At 69.2% G+C, this 25,357-nt stretch carries 18 protein-coding genes and 3 tRNA genes; 1 reads left to right on the top strand and 20 read right to left on the bottom strand.

Features of this window, described 5'->3' with window-relative positions; translation table 11 throughout:
* Positions 1 to 127 precede the first annotated feature (127 nt).
* The 16 genes from KE274_RS03730 to KE274_RS03655 all read right to left on the bottom strand — a co-directional run bounded on the left by KE274_RS03730 (position 128) and on the right by KE274_RS03655 (position 20,040).
* A tRNA-Met gene (locus tag KE274_RS03730) sits at positions 128 to 204 on the bottom strand.
* 32 nt (positions 205 to 236) lie between these two features.
* A tRNA-Thr gene (locus KE274_RS03725) sits at positions 237 to 308 on the bottom strand.
* 68 nt (positions 309 to 376) lie between these two features.
* Entirely contained in the window at positions 377 to 1,423 is a 1,047-nt protein-coding gene (locus KE274_RS03720; protein ID WP_307872140.1) for a M23 family metallopeptidase, read from the bottom strand.
* Between the two features lie 312 nt (positions 1,424 to 1,735).
* On the bottom strand, positions 1,736 to 2,530 hold the full coding sequence (locus tag KE274_RS03715) for an inositol monophosphatase family protein (RefSeq protein WP_211541684.1): 795 nt from the start codon (positions 2,528 to 2,530) through the stop codon (positions 1,736 to 1,738).
* Positions 2,531 to 2,532: 2 nt separating this feature from the next.
* Complete coding sequence (locus KE274_RS03710; RefSeq protein ID WP_211541308.1) at positions 2,533 to 3,516, bottom strand: hypothetical protein; 984 nt, start codon at positions 3,514 to 3,516, stop codon at positions 2,533 to 2,535.
* Between the two features lie 117 nt (positions 3,517 to 3,633).
* The gene (locus tag KE274_RS03705) at positions 3,634 to 4,434 is read right to left on the bottom strand and encodes an enoyl-CoA hydratase/isomerase family protein (protein ID WP_211541307.1); all 801 of its coding nucleotides are present in this window, start codon (positions 4,432 to 4,434) and stop codon (positions 3,634 to 3,636) included.
* Between the two features lie 46 nt (positions 4,435 to 4,480).
* A complete protein-coding gene (locus tag KE274_RS03700) occupies positions 4,481 to 4,972 on the bottom strand; it encodes an FBP domain-containing protein (RefSeq protein WP_211541306.1) in 492 nt (163 codons plus the stop codon).
* Between the two features lie 67 nt (positions 4,973 to 5,039).
* The gene (locus tag KE274_RS03695; RefSeq protein ID WP_211541305.1) at positions 5,040 to 5,501 is read right to left on the bottom strand and encodes a hypothetical protein; all 462 of its coding nucleotides are present in this window, start codon (positions 5,499 to 5,501) and stop codon (positions 5,040 to 5,042) included.
* A gap of 141 nt (positions 5,502 to 5,642) precedes the next feature.
* A tRNA-Tyr gene (locus KE274_RS03690) sits at positions 5,643 to 5,727 on the bottom strand.
* 86 nt (positions 5,728 to 5,813) lie between these two features.
* Positions 5,814 to 6,743, bottom strand: a complete 930-nt coding sequence (locus KE274_RS03685; RefSeq protein ID WP_211541304.1) for a PfkB family carbohydrate kinase — start codon at positions 6,741 to 6,743, stop codon at positions 5,814 to 5,816.
* A gap of 82 nt (positions 6,744 to 6,825) precedes the next feature.
* Positions 6,826 to 10,701: a DNA-directed RNA polymerase subunit beta' gene (gene rpoC / locus KE274_RS03680; RefSeq protein WP_211541303.1), complete on the bottom strand. Its 3,876-nt coding sequence runs from the start codon at positions 10,699 to 10,701 to the stop codon at positions 6,826 to 6,828.
* Between the two features lie 81 nt (positions 10,702 to 10,782).
* The gene (gene rpoB / locus KE274_RS03675; RefSeq protein ID WP_211541302.1) at positions 10,783 to 14,286 is read right to left on the bottom strand and encodes a DNA-directed RNA polymerase subunit beta; all 3,504 of its coding nucleotides are present in this window, start codon (positions 14,284 to 14,286) and stop codon (positions 10,783 to 10,785) included.
* A 208-nt stretch (positions 14,287 to 14,494) separates the two neighbouring features.
* Complete coding sequence (locus tag KE274_RS03670; RefSeq protein WP_211541301.1) at positions 14,495 to 16,207, bottom strand: ABC transporter ATP-binding protein; 1,713 nt, start codon at positions 16,205 to 16,207, stop codon at positions 14,495 to 14,497.
* Entirely contained in the window at positions 16,204 to 17,169 is a 966-nt protein-coding gene (locus KE274_RS03665) for an ABC transporter permease (RefSeq protein ID WP_211541300.1), read from the bottom strand. The genes KE274_RS03670 and KE274_RS03665 overlap by 4 nt, the downstream gene beginning before the upstream one ends.
* 34 nt (positions 17,170 to 17,203) lie before the next feature.
* Complete coding sequence (locus KE274_RS03660) at positions 17,204 to 18,208, bottom strand: ABC transporter permease (RefSeq protein ID WP_211541299.1); 1,005 nt, start codon at positions 18,206 to 18,208, stop codon at positions 17,204 to 17,206.
* 158 nt (positions 18,209 to 18,366) lie between these two features.
* Positions 18,367 to 20,040: an ABC transporter substrate-binding protein gene (locus tag KE274_RS03655; protein ID WP_211541298.1), complete on the bottom strand. Its 1,674-nt coding sequence runs from the start codon at positions 20,038 to 20,040 to the stop codon at positions 18,367 to 18,369.
* Positions 20,041 to 20,207: 167 nt separating this feature from the next.
* Between KE274_RS03655 and KE274_RS03650 the strand changes: the two genes are divergently transcribed.
* The gene (locus tag KE274_RS03650; RefSeq protein WP_211541297.1) at positions 20,208 to 21,131 is read left to right on the top strand and encodes a sugar kinase; all 924 of its coding nucleotides are present in this window, start codon (positions 20,208 to 20,210) and stop codon (positions 21,129 to 21,131) included.
* A gap of 19 nt (positions 21,132 to 21,150) precedes the next feature.
* Here KE274_RS03650 and KE274_RS03645 read toward each other — a convergent pair whose 3' ends face one another.
* The 4 genes from KE274_RS03645 to KE274_RS03630 are packed head-to-tail and all read right to left on the bottom strand — an operon-like array spanning position 21,151 to position 25,347.
* Positions 21,151 to 22,020 carry a MurR/RpiR family transcriptional regulator gene (locus tag KE274_RS03645; protein WP_211541296.1) on the bottom strand — a complete coding sequence of 290 codons (870 nt, stop codon included), beginning with the start codon at positions 22,018 to 22,020 and terminating at the stop codon, positions 21,151 to 21,153.
* 14 nt (positions 22,021 to 22,034) lie between these two features.
* The gene (locus KE274_RS03640; RefSeq protein ID WP_211541295.1) at positions 22,035 to 23,546 is read right to left on the bottom strand and encodes a glycoside hydrolase family 3 protein; all 1,512 of its coding nucleotides are present in this window, start codon (positions 23,544 to 23,546) and stop codon (positions 22,035 to 22,037) included.
* Positions 23,543 to 24,376, bottom strand: a complete 834-nt coding sequence (locus tag KE274_RS03635; protein WP_211541294.1) for a carbohydrate ABC transporter permease — start codon at positions 24,374 to 24,376, stop codon at positions 23,543 to 23,545. The genes KE274_RS03640 and KE274_RS03635 overlap by 4 nt, the downstream gene beginning before the upstream one ends.
* Complete coding sequence (locus tag KE274_RS03630; RefSeq protein ID WP_211541293.1) at positions 24,373 to 25,347, bottom strand: carbohydrate ABC transporter permease; 975 nt, start codon at positions 25,345 to 25,347, stop codon at positions 24,373 to 24,375. Before KE274_RS03630 ends, KE274_RS03635 begins: the two co-directional genes overlap by 4 nt.
* Positions 25,348 to 25,357: the final 10 nt, after the last annotated feature.

The raw sequence follows: 25,357 nt of genomic DNA, 5'->3' as shown, positions 1-25,357 counted from the left end.
TCTCTCGATCATCCGATTCACCGTCACGCACCGCTCGACGCCGCCACGATCACCATCGCGCACCAACGCAAAAGCCGTGCTGACCTGGGATAAATATCACCCAAGGTCAGCACGGCTCAACAGAATCTGGTAGCAGGAGCGGGGCTTGAACCCGCGACCTCACGATTATGAGTCGTGCGCTCTCACCAACTGAGCTACCCTGCCGCACGGCATCCGCATCGCAGATGCGAACTCCGAGCCCCGAGTCAGGATTGAACTGACGACCCCTTCCTTACCATGGAAGTGCTCTGCCACTGAGCTATCGGGGCGTGCTGCCCCTCGCGGGGCAACCACACGAGAATACCATCCCTGTGGCGTCCTCATGAAATCAGGCAGGTCAGTACGAGGTACGTCCGGCGTTGGCGCGGAGCCACGGCATCGGGTCGATGGTGGATCCGTTGACGATGAGCTCGAAGTGCAGGTGGGCGCCGTAGGAGCGACCCGTGTTCCCGGTCTTCCCGATCACGGTGCCGACCGTGACCCGGTCGCCCGCCTTGACCTGCAGCGAGCCATACTGCATGTGCGCGTAGTGGCTCGTGATGGTCTGGCCGTCGATCACGTGGTCGATGTACACCGTGACGCCGTAGGCGCCGCCCTGCTCGGTCGCGGTGCGGACCACGCCGTCGGCGATCGCCTGGATGGGCGCGCCGTTGCCCGGCGTGAAGTCGATGCCCTCGTGCAGGCGTCCGCTGCGCATGCCGTAGCCGTACGACATGCCGACACCGACCATGAACGGCCACTGAATCGCGGCGTCGGGGTCGTTCGTGAAGACCTCGCCCGAGTAGTTGATGCCCTGCTCGGCCGCGACCTCGACCAGCGAGACCGTGCTGTAGTCGTCGTTGCGGGTGAGCGGCGCGCTCTGTACGTCGGAGGGCGCGACGAAGGCCTGGATCTCGTCCTTGGACGACCCCGCGGCATCCGCGGCAGCGGCGGTGACGAGAGAAGTGGAAGCCACCGATCCCCCGCGCGCGGCGGCGACGGCCTCGGCGGGAAGCGTCATCGAGACGGCGAGCAACCCCGCCAGACCCATGACGCCCACGGTCGCGCCGACCGTGACGAACCGGCGGATGCTGCGGGGACGCGACGACACCGCGTGGGCCGCGGGCTGGGCGTCGTCTGCTGCGGCGAACGACCGCGCTCCCGCGGACGACGCCGGAACGGTGCGCACGGTGCCGGTGTTGCGGAAGGCACGCGAGGCACGCTCGAAGGCGTCGCCCTCGGGGTCGGCCTCCGCCACGAACGGCTCGGATGCGGGCGGGATCTCGTCGGCCTTGGCGGTGTCGGCGGGAACCTCATCGGTCGCGATGACGGGCACCGCGGGCACCGCGGCCACCGCAGGCGCGGGCGTCGCCGCGATGAACGGCTCGGCGGGAGCCTGCGGCACGGGCGGAACCTCGTGCGACCGCTGGCGCGCGGCGCGTCGGGAAAGGGGTGCAACGGCGGCGAGCGCGACCACGGTCTCCGCATGAGCGAGGGGTGCCGTCGTCCCGGTCGCCGCGGGCTCGGTGGCCGCAGGGCGATGACGGCTGGAGCGGCGGGTGGGCGCAGCGGCAGCCTGGGGGTTCTCGAAGGGCAAAACTAATCTCTCGGTCGTTCGTGTTGCTCGGGGGCGCAATGACAGCTTTCACCTTCGGGTGGTGAAAGTAACGATCGGGTAAACACTACCCCGATCCGCCTGGGAAAGCCATGAGTCGTTTCAGCTTTCTCCGCACAGGATCTCGCTGAGCCGAGCGTGCACGGCAGACCCCGCGGCGATCAGCAGAGGTCGCGCGGAGTCGGTGTCCACGCGGGTCACGACGCCACCGGCCTCGCTCACGAGCAGCGCGCCCGCGGCGAGATCCCACGGAGCGAGCCCGCGCTCGAAGTATCCGTCGAGCCGGCCCGCTGCGACGTAGGCGAGGTCGAGCGCGGCCGAGCCCATCCGCCGGAGGTCTCGCGCCATGGGCATCACGCGGCGCACGGTCGCGAGATCGCCGTCGTGCGTTGCGGGGTCGTAGCCGAACCCCGTGGCCAGGAGCGCGCCCGCCGGGGTCTCCTCCGTGACCGCGAGACGCCTGCCGTCGAGCCACGCGCCGTGGCCCAGGGCAGCGGTGAAGGTCTCCCCCACCGCGGGCGCGTGCACCGCCGCAGCGAGACCCTCCCACCGGCTCGGGTCGGGCTCGCCCCGCACGGCCGCGATGCTCACGTTGTACGCGGGGATCCCATACGCGTAGTTGACGGTCCCGTCGATCGGGTCGACCACCCAGGTGATGCCGCTGTCGCCCGCCGCGGTGCCGGACTCCTCTCCGAGGAAGCCGTCGTGTGGCCGGGCCTGCAGCAGGCGGTCTCGGATGAGCGCCTCGACCTCGCGGTCGGCTTCGGTCACGATGTCGGCCAGCGTCGACTTGGTCGCGGCGAGCGTGACCCCCTGCCGTCGACGCATCTTGGCGAGTTCCCCCGCCTCGCGCGCGACCTCGGCCGCGAGCGCGCCGAGCTCCTGCTCCAGCGCCATCGTCACGACGCCGGGTTCCGCGGCGCGGGCGGAGGCGGCGGGAACGCGGGAGGCTCGCCCCCGTGGGGAGCCGGCGGCTCGGGCACGGCCGGCCGGGGCGGCACCGGAGGCTCGGGCACGGCTGGCGCAGGCTGCGCGACCGGTGGCGTGGGCTGAGCGACCGCGGCCTCCGGGACGACGGGGAACGCGGTGGCCTGCGGCTGCGGGAGCGCCTGCTGCTGCGGCGCGGTGGGGTAGCCGGTGTAGTACGCGTTCCAGTCGGGCGAGCCGTCGGGGAGGACCGGCAGTGGGGTGAGACCGTCGGCGAACGTGGGCCACGCAGGGGCGGCGGCCTGCGGTGCCGGCGCGGCGGCCTTGCGCGGTGCGAACAGGGCGTTGAGGAGCGGGATGAGCGTGGTGCCGACCGCGACCAGGATCGTGAGGGCGACGACGATGCGCCAGTAGAGCTCACTGTAGTCGAAGGTGTTGGGGAACGCGAGGAAGAAGACGAGCATCGCGACGAGGGCTCCGAGGAACACCACGGTGACGATGAAGATGATGCGCGTGAACGTGGTCACGTGCCGCTGCGCCGCCCGCGTGAACAGCCGCACGTGCAGCAGCGCGAGCTGGAGCACGCCGATCACGAGCAGCAGCTGGAAGAAGCGCTCAGCCCCGAAGTAGATGCCGTCTTCCGGAAGCCAGATCTTGACCAGGCCCACCAGGAGTGCCACGACCCAGCTGACCATGCTCGCGAGCTGCAGCCAGTCGGGCCGGTTGGGCGCGAGCCCCGCCTCCAGGATCGCGATGCCCGCGAACGCCGCCAGCAGCAGGATCGTGAGGAAGGCGCGACCGATCAGGCCGTTCTGGTCGCCGATGAGCACCCACACGACGCAGACGAGCGCGGCCGCGATCAGAGCCCCGATCGCCACCCAGATCGATCCGCGGATGAGCAGCGACATGTTCTTCTTCTCCGCCTGGGGCGGCGTGCTGATGTCCGAATGGGACATGGGGGTCCTCTCGTCGAGTGGCGATGTCCACATCCTCCCACGCTCCTCGGTCCCGGTTCGGGGATCTTCGCGCGTTCCGGACCGACACGTCGCGAACCGACGGCTGGGGAGGAGGAGTCAGCTCGGCTTGCGCGCCGACGCCGCAGCGAACGCGGCCACCCGCGCCTGCGCGTCCGGGGTCTCGAGCGCGGCCCCGATCGACCGCGCCTCCTCCGACAGCTGCTCCGCGAACGTGCGCTCGGGCTGCGACCGCACCAACCGCTTGGCCTGCCCGTAGGCGTCGGCCGCGCCGGCCAGCCAGAACCGCGCGATCTCCTCGGCGCGCGAGCGCACCGCGGCCGCCTCACCCGCAGAGTCCTCTCCCTCGACGACCTCGGCGACCAGCCCCCAGTCGAGCGCCTCCGCCGCGCTCAGCAGGCGATCCTGCAGCACCAGCTGCAGCGCCCGCCGCTGCCCGACCGCGCGGGCCAGCTGCGCCGACACCGACAGGTCGGGGGTGAGGCCGATGTTGGCGTACAGGCTGCCGAGCTTCGACCGCGACCCGACCACGGCGTAGTCGGTGGCGAGCAGGATGCCCAGGCCACCGCCGGCCGTGGTGCCGTGTGCAGCGGCGACCACCGGGATGCTCGACTCCGTCAGCGAACGGATGCCCTGGTTGATCACCTCTGCGAGCGCAGTGATCTCCGCACCGGAGGCGCCCATCGTGGTCGCCATGTCGATCACGTCGCCGCCCGCACAGAAGGCCGGGCCCGCCGCATCCACGAGGATGGCCTTGACGTCGCTGCGCGAAGTGGCTTCGGCCGTCGCGTCCCTCCAGGCGTGCGCCAGATCGGCGTTGAAGGCGTTGAGGCGAGCCGGGCGGTTCAGCGTCAGCCGCGCCATCCCCTCGTCGACCGCGAACAGGATGGCATCACTCATGGCGTCTCCCTCGAGCACAGGACGTGTGCCTCCAGGCTAACCGGACTCAGGCCTGCTCCCACACGCGCGAGACGAAGCCCTCCATCCGGCGGCGGGTGCCGTCGAGCCGGAAGTCGGCCTGCCCCGCGGCACGGACCTCGTTCGGGGCGAGCGGATGCGCGAGTCGCACGTTCTCGTGGCACGAGAGGTCGGCGCACATGTACGTTCCGACCGAGTCGCCGCGTGCTCCCGCCTCGCCCGCCCGTCGCGCGGAGAACAGCGCCACCTGGGTTCCCGGCTGCATCGTGTGGCAGATATTGCACATCCCGGAACGCCCGCGCCCGGGCTCCGACGCCCGCAGCACCACGCCGACCACGCGCCCCTCGTGCTGGATCAGCACGTAACCGCGCTTGCCCGCGCTCGGATCGCGCCACGCGAAGAAGTCGAGGTAGTCCCAGTCGACCAGGAGGAAGTCGTGCGGCATCTCCATGACGCGCAACTCGTCGGCGTCCGCGTTCACGAACGAGGCCCGGACGTCGGCTTCGGTGAGGGCTCGCATCACTCCAGTCTAGGAAACGCCCTGGGCGCGGGCGCGGTCGGCCCGACGCGAACGTGTCCGCCGTAGGTCACGGCGTCGCGCCCGCCGCCGCCGCGTCGCGCTCCCCGGGGGAGTTGGGGGTCCATCCGAGCCAGCCGGTGTCGCTCGGGACGACCGACCAGTCGCCGCAGGCGAACACGCGATCCATCGCGTAGACGTCCGGCGCACCGTCGACCTCCCACACCGGCGCCGACCTGCGTTCGACCTCGACGCAGTGCTCCTCGTCGAGCTCCTCCTCGCTGGCGACCGAGATCACCACATGGGGCGCGTCCGCGCTGGCGGACTTCACCACGACGACGTCGGTGGCATCACCGGGGAGCCAGGCGACACGATCGTCCATCGCCTCGGCCATGGCGTCGGCGGTGTCGTAGGTCGACGTCGAGTACCCGTGGACGAGGCCGTCGATGGCACCGCACCCCGTCAACAGCGCGCCGCCGAGCACGAGCGTGGCGGCACCGGCGAGAAGGGGGAGGGTCTTGATCCGTGTCATGCCTCCAGACTTCCGGGCTGCGGCATCCGCCACATCGTCCGGCAGGTCGAGTCCGTGTACATCTCCCGAGGTACATCTCGCGAGTGCCCGGAGGCCGGGACGCCGAAGGGCCTGAGCGATGATCGCTCAGGCCCTTCTCGGTGGTGGCGAGTGAGGGATTCGAACCCCCGAAGTCGAAGACGGCTGATTTACAGTCAGATCCCTTTGGCCACTTGGGTAACTCGCCAGAGCGCACCCGTCCGACTTGAACAGCCAACCGGGGGCACGAAGATCCATCATACCCGCACGACGCGGGGTCGAGAAATCGAGGCGTCAGCTGCCGTGCACCCCGCGGTCGGACTCCGCGAGCGACTCCGGCGTGCGCAGCAGACCGCCCTCCGCACGGCACGTGGCCGCCGCGATCTCCATGGCCCGCTGCAGCAGCCGCTCCCACTCCCCCGACGTCTCCGGGGTACCGTCGACCAGACCCGCGGCGACCGCGGCGAGGGTCGCATCGCCCGCCCCCACGGTGTCGACGAGCCGTCCGGGCAGCTGGGCGATCGGAGCCGCAACGATCCCCGCGTCGGATTCCAGCACGGCCCCGTCCGCGCCCGCGGTGGCCAGCACCGCGTGCACCCCGAGTGCCCGCAGGCGCGCGCGCAGCGCGTCGAGGTCGCCGTCGTACAGCACGGCCGCATCGTCCGCGCCCACCTTCACGACCTCGGCCGCCGCCGCCAGGCGCTCGAAGCCGCGGACGAACTCCTCCCGGTCGCTCAGCATCCCCGTGCGGGGGTTCGGGTCGATCGCGAGGCGCACGCCAGCCACAGCCGCCGCGAGCGCTTCCGCCTCGGCCGGCACGTCGAACGGGAAACAGCTCACCACGGCCAGCCCCGCGTCGGCCAGGGCCTCTCGTGCCTCCTCGCCGTAGCGGATCGTGCGCTGCTGCGCGGCGCGGTTGAACACGTACGACGGTTCCCCGCCCGCCGACCGCGTCACGACGGCCCGCGACGAACCGCGCGGGGCGGGGCTCGCGATCAGGCGCACGCCGTGGTCGGCCAGATACTCGCGGATGTGGGCCCCCGCCACGTCGTCCCCCACCATCGCGATCAGGGTGGTCGGCACGCCCAGCCGCCGCAGCCCCACGGCCACGTTCAGCGCGGCGCCTCCCACGAACTCGCGCACACCCGCCTCATCGCGGATCTCGTCGATCAGGGCGTCGCCGATCACCACGGCAGAACGGGAGGGGGAAGTCTCGATGCTCACCTGCCGACAGTACCGCGAACCCGCGCGGGCACGACGAAGGCCCCGGGCGAATGCCCGGGGCCTTCGTTCACTCACTCACACCTCAGTTGTAGGTACCGGGGGTGATGTCGTCCGTCGAGAACGCGTCGAAGTCGACGTAGCCGAAGTCGCCGTCGGCGTACGCACCGTCGGATGCGAAGATCCGGTTCGGGTAGCGCTCGCTCTTGGCTTCCTCGGTGGCCTCGACCGTGACGTCGCGGTACTTCGAGAGACCGGTTCCGGCGGGGATGAGCTTTCCGATGATGACGTTCTCCTTGAGACCGACCAGCGGGTCGCGCTTGCCCTCCATGGCGGCCTGCGTGAGCACGCGGGTCGTCTCCTGGAAGGACGCAGCGGACAGCCACGACTCGGTCGCGAGCGACGCCTTGGTGATACCCATCAGCTCCGGACGGCCCGACGCGGGGCGCTTGCCCTCGGCCACGGCCTCGCGGTTGATCTGCTGGTAGCGCTTCAGGTCGACCATCTCACCCGGCAGCAGGGTCGTGTCGGCGTGGTCGACGACCGTGACCTTGCGGAGCATCTGGCGGACGATGACTTCGATGTGCTTGTCGTGGATCGGCACACCCTGCGAGCGGTAGACGCCCTGGACGCCGCCGACGAGGTACTTCTGCACCTCGCGGGCACCCATGACGCGCATGACCTCCTTGGGGTCGAGCGTGCCGACCTGCAGGGGCTGACCGACCGACACGTGCTGCCCGTCCTCGACGAGGAGGGTCGCACGCTTCAGCACCGGGTACACGACCGGCTCGTCGCCGTTGTCGGGCGTGAGGATGACCTTCTTGGCCTTCTCGGTCTCGTCGATCGTGATGCGGCCATCGGCCTCCGCAATCGGCGATGCACCCTTGGGGGTACGCGCCTCGAACAGCTCCTGCACGCGGGGCAGACCCTGCGTGATGTCGTCCGCCGACGCCGAACCACCGGTGTGGAAGGTACGCATCGTCAGCTGGGTACCGGGCTCACCGATCGACTGGGCCGCGATGATGCCGACGGCCTCGCCGATGTCCACCGTCTTGCCGGTCGCGAGCGAACGGCCGTAGCACTGCGCGCACACGCCGACGGCGGAGTCGCAGGTCAGGACCGAGCGGACCTTGATGGTCTCGACGCCCGCGGCGACCAGCTTGTCGATGAGCACGTCGCCCACGTCGTCGCCGGCCGAGGCGAGGACCTCGCCCTTGCTGTCGACCACGTCGGACGCCAGCGTACGGGCGAACACCGAGTTCTCGACGTTCGCGTCGCGCACCAGCTCACCCTGCGAGTTCGGGGCGGCGATCGGGAGCTCGAGGCCCTTCGACGTGCCACAGTCCTCTTCGCGGATGATGACGTCCTGCGACACATCCACCAGACGACGGGTCAGGTAACCCGAGTCGGCGGTACGCAGAGCGGTGTCGGCCAGACCCTTACGGGTACCGTGCGTCGCGATGAAGTACTCCGCCACCGACAGACCCTCGCGGTACGAGGAGATGATCGGACGCGGGATGATCTCACCCTTCGGGTTGTTCACCAGCCCACGCATACCCGCGATGTTGCGGATCTGCAGCCAGTTACCACGGGCGCCCGAGGACACCATGCGGTTGATGGTGTTGTCCTCCGGGAAGTGCGCCTTCATCGCGGCCTGCACCTCGTCGGTCGCCTCGGTCCAGATCTTGATGAGCTCCTGACGACGCTCGGCGTCGGTCGTGAGACCCTTCTCGTACTGCGACTGGACCTTCGCGGCCTGCTTCTCGTAGCCCGCGACGATCTCCGCCTTGTTCGGCGGGGTGAGGATGTCGCTCAGCGCGACGGTCACACCCGAACGGGTCGCCCAGTAGAAACCGGCATCCTTGATGCGGTCCAGCGTGGCAGCCGTCTCGACCTTGGGGTACTCCTCGGCCAGCTTGTTGACGATCTGCGACAGCTTGCCCTTGTCGGCCTGCTCGCGCACGAAGGGGTAGCCCTTCGGCAGCGCGTCGTTGAAGATCGCCTGACCGAGCGAGGCGTCGACCAGACCGTGCTTCTCGTAACCCTCGGGAGCCTCGCCCTCCAGGAAGGCCAGACCCGGGATGCGGATGCGGACCTTCGCCTGCAGGTCGAGGGTGCCCTCGTCGTAGGCCAGCTGCGCCTCGCCGACGGAGCCGAACGCACGGCCCTCACCCTTGGCGCCCGCCTTGACCGTGGTCAGGTGGTGCAGACCGATGATCATGTCCTGCGAGGGCAGGGTCACCGGGCGGCCGTCGGACGGCTTCAGGATGTTGTTCGACGCGAGCATGAGCACGCGGGCCTCGGCCTGAGCCTCGACCGACAGCGGCAGGTGCACGGCCATCTGGTCACCGTCGAAGTCGGCGTTGAACGCCGCGCAGACGAGCGGGTGCAGCTGGATGGCCTTGCCCTCCACGAGCTGCGGCTCGAACGCCTGGATGCCCAGACGGTGCAGGGTGGGTGCACGGTTCAGCAGCACGGGGCGCTCGCGGATGATCTCCTCGAGCACATCCCACACCTCGGGACGCGTGCGCTCGACGGCGCGCTTGGCCGCCTTGATGTTCTGCGAGTGGCCCAGGTCGATCAGGCGCTTGATGACGAACGGCTTGAACAGCTCGAGCGCCATCTGCTTGGGCAGACCGCACTGGTGCAGCTTGAGCTGCGGGCCGACCACGATGACCGAACGGCCCGAGTAGTCGACGCGCTTGCCGAGCAGGTTCTGGCGGAAACGACCCTGCTTTCCCTTGAGCATGTCGCTCAGGGACTTCAGGGCGCGGTTGCCGGTACCCGTGACGGGGCGACCACGACGGCCGTTGTCGAACAGCGCGTCGACGGCCTCCTGCAGCATCCGCTTCTCGTTGTTGACGATGATCTCGGGAGCACCGAGGTCGATCAGGCGACGGAGACGGTTGTTGCGGTTGATCACGCGGCGGTACAGGTCGTTCAGGTCGGAGGTCGCGAAGCGGCCACCGTCGAGCTGCACCATCGGACGCAGCTCCGGCGGGATCACCGGGACGACGTCGAGCACCATCGCGGCCGGGCTCATGCCGGTCTCGAGGAACGAGTTGACGACCTTGAGGCGCTTGATCGCACGGATCTTGCGCTGACCCTTGCCCTCCGAGATCTGCAGGTGCAGGCTCTCGGCCTCGGCGGTCAGGTCGAACGCGGCCAGGCGACGCTGGATCGCCTCGGCACCCATGTACGCCTCGAAGTACTGGCCGAAGCGGTCCTGCAGCTCGTGGAAGACGTCGTCCTCCGGGCGCAGGGCACCGACCTCGAGCGTGCGGAAGTCCTCCCACACGCGCTCCAGCTTCAGGATCGCTTCGTCGGCACCCTTGCGGATGAGCGACATCTCCTTCTCGGCGGCGTCCTTGACCTTCTTCTTGGCGTCGGCCTTGGCGCCCTCGGCCTCGAGAGCCGCGAGCTCTTCCTCCAGCTTGGCCAGGCGCTCCGCAATCTTGGCGTCGCGGCGGTCGCCGAGCGTCTTCAGCTCGAGGCGGATGTTGTTCTCCTGCGTGCCCAGGTCGCGGTGACGAGCCTCCTCGTCGACCGAGATGACCATGTAGGCGGCGAAGTAGATGACCTTCTCGAGGTCCTTCGGCGCCATGTCGAGCAGGTAGCCCAGGCGCGAGGGCACGCCCTTGAAGTACCAGATGTGGGTGACGGGAGCGGCGAGCTCGATGTGACCCATGCGCTCACGGCGGACGGAGCTCTTGGTGACCTCCACGCCACAGCGCTCACAGACGATGCCCTTGAAGCGGACGCGCTTGTACTTGCCGCAGGCGCACTCCCAGTCGCGGGACGGGCCGAAGATCTGCTCTCCGAAGAGACCGTCCTTCTCCGGCTTGAGGGTGCGGTAGTTGATGGTTTCGGGCTTCTTGACCTCGCCGTAGGACCACGCGCGGATGTGGTCTGCGGTCGCCAGGCCGATGCGAAGCTCATCGAAGGTTGTGGACTCGAGCACTAGTTCTCCTGTGTCGGAAATTCTGTTTGAGAAGTCTGCTTCGGCGGGCTCGGGAACCGTGGTCCCCGAGCCCCCGAAGGATTAGATCTCGTCGATCGAGGCGGCCTCGAAGCGGCTGGAGATGTTGATACCGAGTTCCTCTGCGGCGCGGAACGCCTCGTCGTCGGTGTCGCGGAGGTTGACCAGCGTGCCGTCGGCCGAGAGGACCTCGACGTTCAGGCAGAGCGACTGCATCTCCTTCATGAGCACCTTGAACGACTCCGGGATGCCGGGCTCCTGGATGTTCTCGCCCTTGACGATCGCCTCGTACACCTTGACGCGGCCGAGGATGTCGTCGGACTTGATCGTGAGGAGCTCCTGGAGGGCGTACGCCGCACCGTAGGCCTCGAGGGCCCACACCTCCATCTCACCGAAGCGCTGTCCACCGAACTGCGCCTTACCACCGAGCGGCTGCTGGGTGATCATCGAGTACGGACCGGTGGAGCGGGCGTGGATCTTGTCGTCCACCAGGTGGTGGAGCTTCAGGATGTACATGTAGCCCACCGAGATCGGAGCCGGGAACGGCTCGCCGGAGCGACCGTCGAACAGCTGCGTCTTGCCGCTCGAGTCGATCAGGCGCAGTCCGTCGCGGGTGGGGAGCGTCGAGTCGAGCAGACCCGAGATCTCCTCCTCGCTCGCACCGTCGAACACCGGGGTCGCGACCTTGGTGCCCGGGGCGGCCTCGAAGGCCTCCTTCGGGAGCTTCGCGGCCCACTCCGGAGTGCCCTCGACCTTCCAGCCCTGCTTCGCGATCCACCCGAGGTGGGTCTCGAGCACCTGACCGAAGTTCATTCGACCCGGGATACCGAGCGGGTTGAGGACGATGTCGACCGGGGTGCCGTCCGCGAGGAACGGCATGTCCTCGACGGGCAGGATCTTGGCGATGACACCCTTGTTGCCGTGACGGCCGGCGAGCTTGTCACCCTCGGTGATCTTGCGCTTCTGGGCGATGTAGACCACGACGCGGCGGTTCACGCCGGAGCCGAGCTCGTCGTCGCCGTCCTCGGCGTTGAACTCCTTGACGGCGATGATCGTGCCCTGCTCACCGTGCGGCACCTTCAGGGAGGTGTCACGGACCTCGCGGCTCTTCTCGTTGAAGATCGCGCGGAGCAGGCGCTCCTCGGCCGACAGCTCGGTCTCACCCTTCGGCGTGACCTTGCCGACGAGGATGTCGCCGGGGCGGACCTCGGCGCCGATGCGGATGATGCCGCGCTCGTCGAGGTCCTTCAGCAGCTCGGGGCTGACGTTGGGGAGGTCACGCGTGATCTCCTCCTTGCCGAGCTTCGTGTCGCGGGCGTCGACCTCGTACTCCTCGATGTGGATCGACGAGAGGGTGTCGTCCTTCACCAGGTCCTGGCTCAGGATGATGGCGTCCTCGAAGTTGTAGCCCTCCCACGTCATGAACGCGACGAGGAGGTTCTTGCCGAGGGCCAGCTCGCCGTTCTCGGTGGCGGGGCCGTCGGCGATGACCTCGCCGGCCTCCACGCGCTCACCGGCCGACACGACGACCTTCTGGTTGTAGGACGTGCCCTGGTTCGAGCGGTCGAACTTGCGCAGGTGGTACTCCTGCGTGCCGCCCTCGTCGAGCATGACCACGACGCGGTCGGCGGACACCTCGGAGACGACACCGGCCTTCTCGGCGGTGATCACGTCACCCGCGTCGATGGCGGTGTAGCCCTCCATACCGGTGCCGACGAGCGGCGAGTCGCTGCGCAGCAGCGGCACGGCCTGACGCTGCATGTTGGCGCCCATGAGCGCGCGCTGCGCGTCGTCGTGCTCGAGGAAGGGCACGAGCGAGGTCGCGACCGACACCATCTGGCGCGGCGAGACGTCGATGTAGCCGATCTCCTCCGGGAGGAACAGGTCGACCTCACCGCTGCCGCCCTTGGGGCGCGCGAGCACGTGGCTCTCACGGAAGCGACCCTTGGCATCGAGCGGCGCGTTGGCCTGCGCGATGTTGAAGTCGACCTCCTCGGAGGCGGTCAGGTAGTCGATCTGCTCGGTCACGACACCGTCGACGACCTTGCGGTACGGGGTCTCGATGAAACCGAAGGAGTTGATGCGCGCGAAGGTCGCGAGCGCACCGATCAGGCCGATGTTCGGGCCTTCCGGGGTCTCGATCGGGCACATGCGGCCGTAGTGCGAGGGGTGCACGTCACGGACCTCGACACCCGCGCGGTCACGGCTCAGACCACCGGGGCCGAGAGCCGACAGACGGCGCTTGTTGGTCAGACCGGCCAGCGGGTTGTTCTGGTCCATGAACTGCGACAGCTGCGAGGTTCCGAAGAACTCCTTGATCGCGGCGACGACGGGGCGCACGTTGATCAGGGTCTGCGGCGTGATGGCCTCGATGTCCTGCGTGGTCATGCGCTCGCGGACGACGCGCTCCATGCGGGACAGACCCGTGCGGACCTGGTTCTGGATCAGCTCGCCGACCGCGCGGATGCGACGGTTGCCGAAGTTGTCGATGTCGTCGGTCGCGAGACGGATCTCGGTCTTCTTGCCGCCGCGGATGCCCTCGAAGGTCTCCTCGGTGCCCGCGTGCAGACGCACGAGGTACTTGATCGTCGCGACGATGTCCTGCACCGTCAGCACCGACTCCGTCAGCGGGGTGTCGAGACCCAGCTTGTGGTTGATCTTGTACCGGCCGACCTTGGCGAGGTCGTAGCGCTTCGGGTTGAAGTAGAAGTTGTCGAGCAGCGCGCGAGCGGCCTCGGCGGCCACCTGCTCGCCCGGACGCAGCTTGCGGTAGATGTCGCGCAGCGCATCTTCCTTGGTGACGATCGTGTCCTTCGCGAGCGTCTCCTCGATCGAGGTGTAGCCGGCGAACTCGGCCAGGATCTCCTCGCTGGTCATGCCCAGTGCCTTGAGGAAGACCGTGACGGACTGCTTGCGCTTGCGGTCGACGCGCACGCCGACCTGGTCGCGCTTGTCGATCTCGAACTCGAGCCACGCACCGCGGCTCGGGATGACGCGCGCCGACACGATGTCCTTGTCGCTCGTCTTGTCGGGGGTCTTGTCGAAGTAGACACCGGGCGAGCGGACGAGCTGCGACACGACGACGCGCTCGGAGCCGTTGATGATGAACGTGCCCTTGTCGGTCTGGAGCGGGAAGTCGCCCATGAAGACCGTCTGGGTCTTGATCTCACCCGTGAGGTGGTTCATGAACTCGGCCTCGACGTACAGCGGGGCGGCGTAGGTCTTGCCGCGCTCCTTGCACTCCTCGATCGAGTACTTCTCCGGCTCGAGGTAGGGGTTCGTGAACGACAGCTGCATCGTCTCGCCGAGGTCCTCGATCGGGGAGATCTCCTCGAAGATCTCGCCCAGACCGCTGTTCTCGTTCACGTCGGTGCGACCCGCCGCCTTGGCCTCGGCCACGCGCGCCTTCCAGGCGTCGTTGCCGACGAGCCAACCGAAGGACTCGGTCTGCAGAGCGAGAAGGTCGGGGACCGTCAGCGTGTCGGAGATCTTGGCGAACGAGAGACGGGAAGCTCCGCGTCCGTTCTTGGTGGTGGTGGATGTGGATGCGTTGGGAGCAGCAGCCAAGGGAATAACCTCCGTGAGCCCCGCGGGGCTTCTCGATTCCTTTGTCGTCAGGTGGAGTTCGCGCTCGAGAGCTCAACGGATGCCGACCACCATATGAGGGCAGGGAGGAGCGAGCGCAACTACCAACTATACCTACGATTCTGCGACATGGCAAGCAGAGTCCTTGACCAATCTCAGAACCTGCGGTATTGGCGCTCGCTCCTCCCGGTCAGGACGCGATGCCGAGCTCGTTGCCCGGGATCGACGCCAGCAGCCGGCGCGTGTACCGGTCGCGCGGATTCGTGAAGATCTCCTCCGACGACGCCGCCTCCACCAGCTTCCCGTCCTTCATCACGCACACGTAGTCGCTGATGAGGCGCACCACCGCGAGGTCGTGCGAGATGAACAGGTAGCTCAGGCCGTACTCGCGCTGCAGGTCGCCCAGCAGCCGCAGGATCTGGTCCTGCACCAGCACGTCGAGCGCCGACACCGGCTCATCGCACACGATCAGATCGGGCGACAGCGCCAGGGCCCTCGCGATCGCCACGCGCTGCCGCTGGCCGCCCGACAGCTCGGACGGGTACCGGCGCAGCATCGACTGCGGCAGCGCCACGTCGTCGAGCAGCTGCCGCACGCGCTTGCGCCGATCCGCCCCGCTGCCCCGCCGGTAGAACTCCAGCGGCTCCGCGATCAGCCGCTCGATCGTGAACATCGGGTTCAGGCTCGAGTACGGGTCCTGGAAGATCGGCTGCACGCGCTGGCGGAAGTCCTTCGTCTCCGCACGGCTCAGCGTCGAGATGTCCTTGCCCTCGTAGCGGATCAGTCCGCTCGTCGGCTCGATCAGCTTCAGCAGCATGCGCGCCGTGGTGGTCTTGCCCGAACCGGACTCCCCCACGATCGCGACCGTCTCGCCGCGCGGGATCGCGAGGGACACGTCGTCGACCGCCACGAAGTCCTCGTGCTTGCCGCGCACCGGATACACCTTCGTCAGACCCTCGATCTCGACGATGTGGTCGCGCGACCGCGGCTCCTCCGCCGCCGCGGGCGCCGCATCCGCCTCGGTCTCCGCGGGCCGGAACGCCTCCGGGCGCAGCCGTGCGACCGCGACCGACGGCGCCGCCTTCACGAGCGACTGCGTGTACGGGTGCTGCGGATCCTCCAGGATCTGCCGTGCCGGCCCCTGCTCGACGACCTTGCCGCGGTGCATCACCACGACGCGCTCCGCGCGCTCGGCCGCGAGACCGAGGTCGTGCGTGATGAGGAGCACGGCCGTGCCGAGCTCACGCGTCATCTCGCCGATCTGGTCGAGGATGGTCTGCTGCACCGTCACGTCCAGCGCGCTCGTCGGCTCGTCCGCGATCAGCAGCCGCGGCTTGCACGCCAGGCCGATCGCGATCAGCGCGCGCTGCCGCATGCCACCCGAGAGCTCGTGCGGATACTGCTTCGCGCGACGCTCCGGGTCCGGCAGCCCCGCCGCCGTGAGCGCCTCGACCACCTTGCCCTGCACGTTCTGCCGCGTGGCGAGGCCGTGCGCGAGCAGTGTCTCGGCGACCTGCGTGCCGATCTTCGCCACCGGGTTCAGGTTCGACATCGGATCCTGCGGCACGAGGCCGATGTCGCGCCCGCGGATCGTGCGCAGCTCGCTCTCCGAGGCGTGCGCGATCTCGCGCCCGTCCAGGCGGATGCTGCCGGCGGCGACCTTGCCACCGCCGGCGAGCAGCCCGATGATGGCCATCGCCGTGGTCGACTTGCCCGAACCGGACTCGCCGACGATCGCGACGGTCTCCCCCGGCCGGATCTCCAGGTCCACGCCCTCGACCGCGTGCACGACGCCGTCCATGGTGGCGAAGTCGACCGCCAGTCCCTCGACCGACAGCAGCGGCTCGTCCGACATGCGGTTCTCCCTCGCGGCGCGCACGGCGCCCTCGTCTCGCGCGTTCATCGTGCCCTCGTCCTCGGGTCCATGGCCTCGCGCAGCGCCTCACCCAACAGGGTGAAGCCGAGCGCGGTGACCGCGATGCAGATGCCGGGCAGGAACGCCAGCCACGGCGCGATCGCCAGCTCTGCCTGGGCGTAGGTGAGCATGCGTCCCCACTCCGCCGTCTCCGGGCGGCCGCCGCCGAGACCGAGGAACGACAGGGCCGCCGCATCGATCACCGCGGTCGCCAGGGTCAGTGTGCCCTGCACGATCACGGGCCCGATCGCGTTGGGCAGCACGTGCGACATCGTGATCCGGCCGCGGCCGAGACCGAGCGTCTGCGCCGACAGCACGTAGTCGCTCGACCGCTGCTGCAGCATGGACGCCCGCAGCAGCCGCGCGAAGATCGGCACCTGCGAGGCACCGATCGCGATCATCACCGCGAACGGCGTCTGACCGAGGATCGCCGCGATCGACACCGCGAGCAGCAGGTTCGGCACCGAGAGGATGATGTCGACCACGCGCATGATCACCGTGTCGACCCAGCCGCCGAACGTGCCGGCGATGAGCCCGAGCAGCATGCCGCCGAGCAGACCCATCGCGGTGGACACGACGCCGATCAGCAGCGAGGCCTGCGCACCCCAGATCAGCTTCGACAGCACGTCGCCGCCGAAGCGGTCGAGCCCGAGCGGGAACTCCGGCAGCTCGCCCGGCCCGGGGATGTGCGTCGGGGTGATGAACTTCGCGCCGGGCAGCGCGGTCTCCGGGTAGGGCGCCAGGATCGGCGCCAGCAGCGCGATCAGCAGGAAGATCAGCACGATGGCCGCGCCGATCCACGCGGTCGGGTTGCGGCGGAGGCGACGGAACACGTCGCGCCAGAAGCCGCCGCCGCCGTCCTTCAGGTCCGCCTGCGCGATCGCGACGGTGTCGATGCTCCCCCCGCTCTCGGCGGAGGGTCCCTGGGCGGGCGGGAGGGCGATGCTCATGCGACCGCCTCCTTTCGGGCGAGGAGCGGGGACATCACTGCACCCTCACTCTCGGGTCGATGAAGCTGTAGGAGACATCCACCGCGAGGTTGATCAGCGCGTACGCGATCGCGATGAAGATGATGAATCCCTGGAGCACGGGGAAGTCCCGCGTGAAGATCGCCCTCGCCAGGAACGAGCCGATGCCGGGGAACGCGAACACCGTCTCGGTGAGCACCGCCCCCGAGATCAGCAGCCCCGTCTGCAGGCCGATCGTGGTGATGACGGGCAGCATGGCGTTGCGCAGGATGAAGCGGCTGCGCAGCGTGGACGAACCGACGCCCTTGGCGCGACCGGTGCGCACGTAGTCGGCGTTCTGCACCTCCAGCACACTCGCCCTCGTGATGCGCACGATGATCGCCAACGGGATCGTGCCGAGCGCGAGCGCCGGGAGGATGAGATGCAGGATCGCATCCCACGCGGCGTCGAACTCCCCCGTGATGATGCCGTCCCACACATAGAAGCCCGTGGGATGGGTCGCGTCGATGCGGGGGTTCTGCCTCCCGTCCGACGGCAGCCAGCCCAGCTGCACCGCGAAGACGTACTTGAGGATGAACGCCAGGAAGAACACCGGGATCGTGATGCCGACCAGGCTCAGCACGACCGAGGCGTGGTCGGTGAACTTGCCGTGCCGACGAGCCGCCCAGTAGCCGAGCGGGATGCCGACGCCCACGGCGAAGATCAGCGCCATGACGCTCAGCTCGATCGTGGCGGGGAACCGGCGGAAGAACTCCTCCACCACCGGGCGGTTGGTCTGGATCGAGGTGCCGAAGTCGCCCTGCAGCAGCCGCGTGACCCAGATGAAGTACTGCTCGATGAGGGGCTTGTTGAAACCGTAGAGCTCGTTGACCCTGGCGATCGCCTCGGGAGTGGCCTTCTCGCCGAGGAGGGCGACCGCGGGGCCGCCGGGAAGGGCCCTGACCCAGGCGAACAGCAGGATGCTGAGCCCGAACAGGGTGGGGATGAGGAACAGCAGTCGCCTGCCGATGGTGCGCAGCACGAAGATCTCCGTCGATCTGGTCCTTCGTCTCGCTTCGCTCGCTCAGGAGCCGGGCGGTCATCCGCACCGGCCCACTCAGGAGCCGGGCGGTCATCCGCACCGGCTCCCGAGTGAGGAGCGCAGCGACGAGACGACGGACGTCTCAGTCGGTCAGGCGGTCACTTGGTGAGGACGATGTCCGTGAAGACCTCGTCGTTCACCGGGCTGGCGGGGTAGCTCTTCACACGCGGGTCGAACGCGAGCGTGGGAGCCGGGTGCGCGAGCGGGACACCGGGGATGAACTCGGCGACCATCTCGTTGATGTCCTCGTACAGCGCGGTCTGCTCCTCCAGGTTGGAGACGCCGCGGGCCTCGGTGAGCTTCTGGAACAGCTCCGGGTTGTCGAAGCCCCACTCCGAGCTCGGCTGGCCGAAGAACACGCCGACGAAGTTGTCGGTGTCGTTGTAGTCGCCCGTCCACCCGAGGAGGTGGATGCCGTGGTCGGCCGTGCCCGTCGTGCGGTCGAGGTACTCGACCCACTCCTCCGACACCGGGGTGGTCTCCACGCCGACCTCCGCCAGCTGCGACGACAGCACCGTGAAGATCTGCTCGGGGTCCGGCATGTAGGGGCGCGAGACGTTCACCGGGTAGTTGAACGTGAGCTTCAGCGGGTTCGACTCGTCGAAGCCGGCCTCGGCGAGCAGGGCCTTGGCCTTCTCCGGGTCGTAGTCGTACGTCGTGACGTCGGGGTTGTAGCCGTTGACGACCTCGGGCACGAACTGCGTGGCCTTCTGCGTGCCCTCGGGCAGCACCTGGCTGATCAGGGCGTCCTTGTCGACCGCGTACGACAGCGCCTCGCGCACCTTCGGGTCCTGCAGCTCCGGCACGGCCTGGTTGAACGCGAGGTACAGGATCGTGAACGGCGGACGCGACACCATCGTGAAGCCGTCGTCCTCGAGCGCCTTCGTGTCGGCGGGGCCCACGAGGTCGTAGCCGTCGATCGAGCCGGACTCGAGCGCCTGACGGCGAGCCGTCGGGTCGTCGATCGTGCGGAAGATGATCTCGTCGACCTGGCCGGCCTCACCCCAGTAGTCGTCGTAGGCCTTGAGCGTGACCTGCTCGCCCGGTGCCCACTCCTCGAACTGGTACGGCCCCGTGCCGACCGGGTGACCCATGGCGTACTCGGACAGCTGCGGCGCCTCGGCGGAACCGCCGACCTCGTCCGCACCGAACTCCTGCATCGCGGACGGGCTCTGCATCGCGAACGCCGGCAGCGACAGCGAGGCGATGAATCCCGCGAACGGCTTGTTGAGCTCGATCGTGACGGAGTTCTCGCCATCCGGGGTGCACGACTTGTACACCGCGTCGGCAGCGTTCGAGGCGTACCCCTTGAACAGCTTGTTGTAGTAGTAGCCGAACGCCTCGGACGCGGCCAGGCCGGTCCAGTTGTACCAGCGGTCGAAGTTGTAGCAGACGGCCTCGGCGTTGAACGGGGTGCCGTCCTGGAAGGTCACGCCCTCCTTCAGCTGGAACGTGTGCGACATGCCGTCCTCGGACGACTCCCACGACTCGGCCAGGAGCGGAGCGGGGTCGGCGGTGCCCGGCTCGGTGCCGACGAGGCCCTCGAAGATCTGGCGGGAGACGCGGAACGTCTCGCCGTCTTGGGCGAACGCGGGGTCGAGGCTCGCCGGGTCGGACGACGCGGCGAAGACGAACGTGCCGTCGACCTCGCCCGAGCCCTCCGAGCCGTTGTCGCCGCGCTCGCTCGCGACGCATCCGGCGAGAGCGAGAGCCGCGATGGCCGCTCCGGTGACGGCGACGATCCCTCGCCGACGCATGGCTGACTGGTGCATTGTGTGACCTTCCCTGTCGGGCGCTTCGGTGCGCGTACCCGGGGCGTCGTCGCCCCGGAGACGGTGATTCCTCGACCGTACCCAGCGGAATCCCGGATGCAAAATACCCGGAGGTTGCGATCCGGTATCGACACGCGCGGGACTGCGGATCGGGTACCGTCGAGAACGTGCCAGAGTCCACCCCGCTCGCCGTCTGCTTCGGCGAGGGCATGGTCGCCCTCGTCCCCGCCACCGCCGGCGCCCTGGAGTCGTGCCGCACGTTCGAGCGCTCGCTCGCGGGAGCCGAATGGAACACGGCGATCGCGCTCGCCTCGGCCGGGGTCGACACGGCCGTGATCTCCCGCGTCGGAGACGACGGGTTCGGACGGTTCCTGACCGCGGAGCTCCGCGGCCACGGCGTGGAAGACAGCGGGGTCGAGGTCGACCAGGACGCGCCGACCGGCCTGTACGTCAAGGAGCTGTCGCCGCGACCGGACGGCGCGGTCGACGGCACCATGCACTACTACCGGGCAGGGTCGGCCGCCGCGGCACTGTCCCCGCACACGCTCGCGTCGCCCGCCGCCTCCGCCCTCCTCGCCCGCGCCGCCCTCGTGCACACCTCGGGCATCACGCCCGCGCTGTCCGACTCGGCCGCGGCCGCGCAGGAATCGCTGTTCGCCGACCGCCGCCCCGCCGCCGCGCTGCTCAGCTTCGACCTCAACTGGCGTCCCGCACTGTGGCGGGGCAAGGAGGCGCACGCCGCCGAACTGCTGAGCGGGTTCGCCCGCCGTGCGGACGTGCTGTTCTGCACCAGGCCGGACGCCGAGGCCGTGTTCGGCACGAGCGACCCCGACGCGCTGCGCGCCCGGTTCCCCGAGCCGCGGTTCCTGGTGGTCACCGACCCGGGCGGCGCCGTCGCCTTCGACGGCCGGGAGCGGGCGCAGAGCGACGCCCTCGACGTGCCCGTGGTGGAGACCATCGGAGCCGGAGACGCCTTCGCCGGCGGCTTCCTCGCCGGGGTGCTCGCTGGCCTCTCACTCAGCGGCAGCCTGGCCCGCGCGCACCGCATCGCGACGCGGGCGATCGCCAGCACGCGCGACCACGTGGACTGAGCCCGCCCTCCGCTGCACCCTAGGCGTGCGGGCGCCGCGGCAGCACCGCATCGTGCGTGCGCTGCAGCGACACCGCCACCGGCTCGCCTCGATGCTGCACCACGCGCACGAACAGCACATCGATCAGCGCGAGCTGGGCGATCCGGCTCGACATCGCCGCCATGCGATACGGCGACTCCTGCGCCTGGCTCAGCAGCACCACATCGGCCACCGCGGCGAGCGGGGAGTCCGCCGCGCTCGTGACCGCGACCGCGAGGGCCCCGGTGTCGCGCGCCACCTCCAGCGCCCGCACGGTCTCCGTCGTCTCCCCGCCGTGCGAGAACGCGATCGCGACGTCCTGCGTCGAGCGGAGGGAAGCGGTCGTGATGGCGAGGTGCGGATCGGCGGAGTGCGACACCGAGCAGCCGATGCGCGACAGCTTCAACTGCAGATCCTGCGCCGTGAGGGACGACGCCGCCTGCCCGAACAGGTCGATATGGCGCGCGGCGACCACGGCCCGCGCCACCCGGTCGAGAGCCGCTTCGTCGAGCGCCAGCGCCGTCTTCTCGATCGCGTCGATCTCCTGCGCCGCGAGCTTCGCCGCGATCGCGCTCGGCCCGTCGTCCGGGTCGATCGCCGTGGTGTCCAGACCGAAGCGGGCCTGCTGCGCCTGCGCCAGCGTGACCGACCGGGCGACCGCGACCCGCAGCTCGCGGTAGCCGCTGAACCCCAGCGACTGCGCGAACCGCGCCACGGTCGACAGCGACGTCCGGCACAGCTGCGCCAGATCGTTGATCGCGAGATCGACGACGAGGGTGGGATCGCCCAGGATGGTCTCCGCGACGCGGCCCTCCGCCGCGCTCAGCTTCGGCAGGGAGCGCCGCACCGTGGCGAGAACGTCGTCGTCCATGCGCTGATCCCGTCTCAACCGGTGGTGGTCGACCTCTGTCGCGGCGTGAAGCGGCCCAGCAGCGCCTCCCGTGCGGTCTGTGCGCCGAGCCTACTGGCCGCGCCGACCTCGACGGTCGGCAACGCCAGAGGGGTACGAGCGGGCAGCCCCACGTTCACGACGACGGCGTGCGGGTCGCGAGCGGCCGTGCGCTCCACGAGGGCCCGCTGCGCCGGCTCCGCATCCGGCCGGTCCACCAGCACCACGGTGGTGCCAGGAGCCGCCACCGCCTCGGCGATCACGTCATCCTGCTCCGGCACGGGGCGCGAGGCGACGTCGAGCCGCACGCGCACACCGTCGCCCGCGAGAGCGCTCGCCACGTAGGACGAGGCGCTGTCGACCGCGAGAGTCGAACGGCGCCGGGCATCGATCACCGCGAGCGTCTCGGCCGACTCCGGGGCCTCGCCCACGAGAGCCACCGCGCGGCGCGCGATGTCGCCGGCGTCGAACACGTCGGCCTCGTCCTGCTCGCGCGCGGCCTGCGCCCGCAGCGTGGCGGCGAGGGCGGCCACACGACCCGCGGCCTCCTCCACGCGTTCGCGCGGCAGGGAGCCATCGCGCAGCGCCGCCACGATCCCGTCGCGGGCAGCGCGGAAGTCGCGGAGGTCCTGGTCGGGCAGCGCCGCCTCACCGGGGTTGGTCGGGTTGCCGATGCACAGCAGATCGGCGCCGGCCGCGAGAGCGCGAGCCGCGCCACCGCCCAGGCCGACCGTCTCGCGGATCGCGGCCATGTCGAGCGCGTCCGTGATGATGACGCCGTCGAAACCCCAGCCCCGCAGGATGCCGAGCACGCGGGGGTTCAGGGTCGCCGGGGCCTCGCCCCACGCGGGAACCACGATGTGCGCGGTCATGACCGCATCCACACCGGCCTCCACGGCGGCGCGGAACGGCTCGAGGTGCGCGCGCTCGTACTCGTCGAGGTCGAGCGTGATCTCCGGCAGCGCGTGATGCGAGTCGACGTGGGTGTCGCCGTGACCGGGGAAGTGCTTGACGCACGCGGCCGCCCCGCCGTCCTGGATGCCGTCGAGCATCGCGACGGCGTGCCGCGACACGAGCTCGGTGTCCGACCCGAACGACCGCACGCCGATCACGGGGTTGCGGGGGTCGGTGTTGACGTCGGCGACCGGCCCGAGCACCACGTTGGCGCCCACCGCCCGCACGCGCCGCGCCAGTTCGGCACCGGTGCGCTCCGACGCCACGAGGTCGTCGAGCGTGCCGAGCTGCGCCGCGCCAGGAAGCGTCGAGCCGGTGGCCGACTCCAGGCGCGTGACGCTGCCGCCCTCCTCGTCGACGCCGATCAGCGCCGCGGGGTTCGCGTCGAGGATCTGGGCGCTCAGGGCGGGCAGCCCCTCGCTCACGTTCTGACCGAAGTACACGACACCGGCGAGCCCGTCGCGCAGCTCGTCGAGCAGCCAGTCCGGCGCCTCCGTGCCGAAGAAGCCCGGCCACAGCACGCCGTTCGCGAGGCGTTCGAGATCGTCGGTCATCCCTTCACCGCCCCGGCGACCATGCCGGCCGAGAGCCGGCGCTGCACGATCACGAAGAAGATCATGACGGGCACGGTGATGATGGTCGAGGCCGCCATGATGCTGCCCCAGTCGTTGGAGTACAGGCCGAAGAACGACTTGAGGCCGATCGACACCGTGTACTGGTCGGTCTGAGCGCCGAGGATCGTCATCGCGAAGATGAACTCGTTCCAGGCCGTGATGAAGCTGAAGATGCTGGTCGCGACGAGGCCGGGCATCACCAGCGGCAGCAGGATGGAGCGGAACATGCGCCACCAGCTGGCGCCGTCGATGTACGCGGCCTCCTCCAGCTCGACCGGCACGGCCGCGACGAAGCCGCGCAGCATCCAGATGCCGAACGCGAGCGACAACGCCACGTACACGACCATGAGGCCGATGATGCTGTTGAGCAGGCCGAGGCTCTTGACCTGCAGGAACAGCGGGATCACGAGCGCCTCGAGCGGCACCATCTGCACGACCAGGATCATCATCAGGATCGTGGTGCGGAACTTGAAGCGGAAGCGCGCGACGGCCACCGCCGCGAGCAGGCACACGAGGGCGCTGACCAGCACCGTGACCAGGGCCACGATCGCGGAGTTGCGCAGGTAGGTGCCGAAACCGCCCTCCGTGAGCACGAACGCGAAGTTGTCGAACGTGAACTCCTGCGGCAGCAGCGACTGCCCGCCACTGGAGGCCTTGCCGTCGAGCGCGCTGGAGACCATCCAGTAGACGGGGAACAGCGTGAAGATCAGGACGGCGGCGACACCGATCCCGAGACCGATGCGGGAGCGGAGCCTGGGGCGCGGGTTCACAGCTCGTCCTCCTTCATGAGCGACCGGATGTACACGATCGTGATGCCGATCAGCACGAGGGTGAGCAGCACGGCGAGGGCGGCGCCGAAGCCGTAGCGGTTCTGCCCGAACGACTCCACGTACGACCACACGCCGAGGTTGAGCACCTGGCGGTTGCCGCCGCTTCCGCCGGGCATCAGGTACACCTGCGCGAAGACCTTGAAGTCCCAGATGGTCGACAGGATGATGACGACCGAGAACACGGGCTTGAGCGTGGGGAAGATGATCTTCCAGAAGCGGCGCCACGCACCGGCGCCGTCGAGGGCCGCGGCCTCCAGCATCTCCTTGGAGACGCCGAGGAGCCCGGCGAGGACCGTGATCGCCACGAACGGGAAGCCGTGGTGCACGACGTTCAGCAGCACGATCGCGTAGAACGACCACTGGTTGGTGAACCAGTTGACCTGGCCGTCGATCAGGCCGAGGTCCTGGAGCACCGAGTTGAAGATGCCGCGGTCGGCATCGAAGATGAACGTCCAGACGTAGGTGCCGGTCACGGCGGGCATCGCCCACGCGACCATGATGCAGCTGGACACGATGGTGCGCCACACGGTGCCCAGGCGCGCGAGCAGCAGCGCGACCAGGGTTCCGAGTGCGACGGTGGTGAACACCGCGACGGCCGCGAAGCCGACCGTGTTGGGGAGCACCACCGTCCACAGGGTCGGGTTGGTGAGCGCCTCGACGTAGTTGTCCAGGCCGATCCAGTTGCTCTCGCCCGTGTTGATCTCACGCAGCCCGTAGTCCTGCAGCGAGTAGATGAACACCTGGATGAGCGGCCAGAGCATGAGCACCGCGAGGATGATCAGCCCGGGCGCGAGGAGAAGCCAGGGACGGGCCGTGACGAGCGAGAGTCCTCGCTTCTTCCGGCCGCCGGCCACGGAGGCGGAGGTGGACTCCGCCTTCGTGGCCGGCAGTGGCGCTTGCACCATCGACATGGAAGGAGTG

It is taken from the genome of Microbacterium paraoxydans (genome assembly GCF_018224615.1).
Lineage (GTDB): Bacteria > Actinomycetota > Actinomycetes > Actinomycetales > Microbacteriaceae > Microbacterium > Microbacterium paraoxydans_B.
The sequence above is the reverse complement of the archived record's forward strand: the minus strand, read 5'-3'. Positions and strand labels throughout refer to the sequence as shown.